This window comes from Coleofasciculus sp. FACHB-1120, from assembly GCF_014698845.1.
GTDB lineage: Bacteria > Cyanobacteriota > Cyanobacteriia > Cyanobacteriales > FACHB-T130 > FACHB-T130.
Map to the genome: position 1 here is coordinate 1 of NZ_JACJTV010000070.1, position 4516 is coordinate 4516.

At 42.5% G+C, this 4516-nt stretch carries 2 protein-coding genes and 1 pseudogene; 1 reads left to right on the forward strand and 2 read right to left on the reverse strand.

The window, feature by feature from the left end; genetic code table 11:
* A pseudogene (locus H6H02_RS28035) lies at positions 1-93 on the forward strand (IS982 family transposase); the annotation flags it as partial.
* 58 nt (positions 94-151) lie between these two features.
* Here the strand turns inward: H6H02_RS28035 and H6H02_RS26340 are convergent.
* Together H6H02_RS26340 and H6H02_RS26345 are read right to left on the reverse strand one after the other, a co-directional pair.
* A complete protein-coding gene (locus tag H6H02_RS26340; protein WP_190823363.1) occupies positions 152-1624 on the reverse strand; it encodes a glycosyltransferase family 39 protein in 1473 nt (490 codons plus the stop codon).
* A 292-nt stretch (positions 1625-1916) separates the two neighbouring features.
* Positions 1917-4034 carry a glycosyltransferase family 39 protein gene (locus tag H6H02_RS26345; RefSeq protein WP_199329617.1) on the reverse strand — a complete coding sequence of 706 codons (2118 nt, stop codon included), beginning with the start codon at positions 4032-4034 and terminating at the stop codon, positions 1917-1919.
* Positions 4035-4516 lie beyond the last annotated feature (482 nt).

The window sequence follows — 4516 nt, forward strand, 5'->3', positions numbered from 1 at the left end:
CTGGTCAATGTTGTCTGTGGATTGATTGCTTATTGCCATCAGGCCAAGAAGCCTTCACTCAATCTTGACTGGGTTTTACCCCCTGCTGCTTAACCCGTACTGACGTTATTCAGAATGAAATAACCCTGATTGATCAGCACTCGCCATTTCCTTACCTGGAAGATTCTTTTAATAAATAATGTTCTACCGTCCCTTTGTCATCTTGATAAGTCTTTGAGTAATTTTCATTGAGGTAAGTGTTGAATTGACTGTTACTTTTAAATGTTTCAATCCATCTTGCCAAGACAATTTGTTCAGGATGATACTTTTTCAAAACAGTAATGATATCATCGAAAGTCAAATTTCCCGATTTAAATCGTTTATCTGACATGATGGCAATTTCTGGAGGAACCGGCAAACCCGCATAAAAAGCGTATATGGGACGATCGGTGAATATCCATTGAGTAGAATCCTTGTGTTTCAAGACTAGATTCATAACTTCGAGGCTTTTGGGTGGTCTTCCTTTAGGCTTAGCAGGAATCGCAATCATTGAGACAATCAAAAGTGCTGTTGCCAAGATAGGAAAAATTAGCTTTTTGAAGTTTAGCGATTTGAGATTAGAATTCCACTCTTCTGGAAATAAACTAATGACTAAAGCAACTCCATAGCCAGCTAACCAGCAGATAGGAATCGCCAGTAAAGGATAGTAGTGATACCAAACAGGTTTATGCTTAAGGAGAATTAGGCTAGCAGTCACCAGCCATGTTAATGGAAAAATTCCCTCTCTGTGTTTTTTAAATAAAATTGCTAAGCAACCAATAAATGCCAAAAATACATAGTCATAGTCTTGATAAAGAAAATAAGGTAAGTTTTCAATATTATTAAATGTTGATTGACCTTGAACTTTTTCTCCAAAGTGTGCTTGAATTAGCTGTTCATAATTAAAAGCTTGAAAAATTAAGCTAATTCCTAGATGACTAACTGCAAGAACTATTAACCATAAAATTAGTGGAGAGAAAACCAAGGACGAAAAAGAGTTTTTTGATTTACTTTCCTCCGGTTCTGGCAGCTTAAAATTTAGTAGATAAAAAAGCATTAAAGGAACCAGAAATATAGTAAAGAGTTTCGTTTGCAAAGATACCGCTAGAACGGCTCCGGATAAAAGGATGAAATGTTTACGACGCTGCTGTTTGTAGAGAGTTAGCAAATAAATAGAGAGCATTGCCAGCGATAGAGAGGGAATCCCAATCATCACGGAAATGCTGAGTCTAAGAAATAGCCATGAAGTGAAGAGGAAGAGTGTAGCGACAAGAGCAGGTATTATTCCTAAAGAAAAGCGTAGAATTTGATAAAAAGACCAGATTAGGAGTGCTGAGAAGAGTATAACCAACACCCGTGCTGCAAAAACTGAATATCCAAATATATTAAACCAGTAGGATAATAAGACTGTGAATAAAGGTGGTTGATCGTTCCATATCTGCGTATATAGAGAAAAGCCTTGTGAGTATAAAAGCGCTTTTATTAAATTTAATCCCTCATCATAATCGAATTCAAAAGCCTGATTGACTGGTCTAATTGCAAGTACAAAGCCAACATAGAGAAATAGGATGAATATGTGAAAAAAGATATTTTTTAAATGGGTCATGCTTAATAAAAATTTTAAGTTTATAGGCAGCGAAAGCCTAAAGTTGATAATTCATGAGCGGCTAATGGTAAATGAAGAGGATATTTTTAATAACTTTTAAAAAGCTAATTACACTCCGGAACCCCACCCCAACCCTCCCCGTTTACGGGGAGGGAGAAAGGAGAAAGGGAGAAATCCTAGCTGAGGATGGGTTATATAAATTTTCACAAGAGAGATGCTCCCAATTAAATAGCTAGCAGACAAACCTTATGTAGGTTTTTATGTAATAGGTGAAATTAGTCAAGCGCTTATATTATGTATCTGACCTTATTACCTCGACCTCGCCAATGATTGCTTGGGTTCCTGGGGAATTTCCGACCGCATCGCGGACTTCCAATGCTTGTCCGTTGCTAGGCGAATACCACCCTACCTCAAGACGGTAGCGATTGGCTGGTGTACCGGGTGTAAGTGTAAGTTTATGGACATCCCGTAAGACTGTCCCTGAAGTTACTTTATCTGTAAAAAAATAGCCATCCAGCGGACGTGCATCGGAACGATTTTGTAGGTTTCCTTGCGTGTCACGCAGACTGATGTTAATGGTCATATCAGGGGGCATCGGTGCTAAAAATTTCCAGTAGAATGTCACTACCAGCGCTTCATCGGGCAAGAGTTTAGAAGTATTCAGGTCATAACCGAGCAATTGTACCTGCTTGCCGAAAAATACAGAAAGCGGAACCTGAATGCGTTCTAAATCCTCCGGTAAAGGCACCGGGCCAGGATAGACTCGTGCATAGTCAATATCGTGCAATCGTGCCGCATACAACGGTTGCTGGGGGACAAAGTAAGCGATCGCTTTTGGTTCTGGCAACTGACGCTGGAATTGGTTGTAGTACAATACCACGCGATTCGCTGTTGTCCAAGGTTGAGGATCGGGCAGGATATCTTTTTCTATCGGTAAAGTTTGACCGTAAAAATAGGCGGCAAATGAGGAACTATACCAACTAGCGACTTTGATTTCTTTGGCATTCGGTGACTGATTCAACCATTTAGCGGCTAAGTCGAGACCCTCGCCTTGACCGATCATAAATATCTGTTTGGCAGCACCCGAACCGCCCAGCAGAGGGTTGTAATAGCTTATGTAATAAGGATAGTAGGGAATAAGGACAATAAATTGTAATCCGAAAAGCGCGATCGCTGTCGTTACGCCTCGGTTGATTCCCCGTTTACCAATGTGATGCTTCCCGAAGCGACGCCGCAGTGCCTCCGTGCTGCGTCCGACCCAAACCACTATTTCTAGCCAGCCAACCGCTGATAGCAGTGCTAACACTGGCAAGAAAAGATTAATGTAACGGTCGATCTTGCTGTCGCTGACTGAGAGGATGAGCAGCACGCACAAGGGAACTAAAGCGAGTGCCGTTAGTTCTGGCATTCTCTTTTGGTGACGCCGCAGCTTGGGGATTAGCAATATCGCTAAAAATGCCAGCAACCCCACTTGCAGCACGGGTGAGAGACGATAAGCCAGCACCAGCGGATAAAAAAGTAGTCCTGGCGAATCAGTGATTTGCCCTAAAAAGAAAAGTGAGCCTCTTTCCGACTCTTTCAATAGACCTTTATAAATCTGCGCCACAACATAGGAGGGGGACACCCACATCGCAGGCCAAATCAGAACGATTGTCCCTATAATGCTCAATCCCCACCATCTGAGATTTGCCAACTGCTGCTTCCAACCGCTTGGAGGAAAGCTGGTTCGCCAGTTTCCCAACTCAATCAGCACGATCCAGATCGCGATCGCTGGCAAGATAAATAGAGCCGTCACTTTTGTCGCTGTCGCCAGTCCCATAAATACCCCAGAGGCGACAAGCAAATGGCGACGATAGCGATCGCTCCACAGATACAGTAAAAATAGCAGCAACGCCAAAATACTAAAATCAGCCATGAGCGCGTCAGTCGTGAGGTAGCGCTGATAAGCCAAAAAGAACGGTTCGAGTAGCAGTAGGCTAAGAGAGCATAGCGCGACGGATTGCCCCAACAGTCGCTTCGAGAGGATATAAAAACCCACCATACACGCTGAAGCGATCGCAGCCTGTAGCAAGCGCGGCAGAACGTAGAAGAGGATGGGGAACTGAACTTGGTTTAAACAGGCATTCAGGTCTAGTGGCTGATTCAAACCTAGCAAGCCTGGGAACTGCTGGTGCAACCGGCAATTCAATAACATACTGCTGCCAATCACCCACATATTCGTGACGCCTGGATGATGACGGCGATAGGTGCCAGTTAAATCTCCTTCCAGCAAGTTCTGTATAAAAGTGCTACCGCGAGTCATCCACAATACTTCATCGGAATTGATGGGAACGGTAATTGCAGAGACACGTAGCGCCAGCGACACCAGAAAGATGCCCAGCAAAAGGGGAGAGAATTTTATTTTGATCAATAGAAGTATGTGACTTTAAATGAATAGCCCATTTTCTTACTTTTCGATACTGTTTGTAAATATCGTTTAGCAGATAGACTTGATCTAGCAGTTCTATGTAATTCCAAAACGCAAAATCCCCGACTTCTTCAAAAAAAGTCGAGGATTTAAACTGTGAGGACGCCGCCACTTAAATAGGATTACCCTATTAGGCTTAATTCCCGGTTAAAAAAGTTTATTACCCAGATGTGTACACAAACAATAGAGTCCTTAAGTGGTAACGCTTGAATCTCTTACTCTGTCGTTCCACATTGAAAAATAAAGTTCTTAAGTGAAACCCCTTACTTTTTTGCCCATGCTGGGAGACAAACAATAAAGTTCTTAACTGTCACATAACGCTCTTCTGTCACTCTAGGAGGAGGATAATGGGGTAAAACTGCTAGAAGCCAGAACCCGTCTATGACAGAGCCACGCGCCGCAAAACCGACCGTGAAATTTGTGGA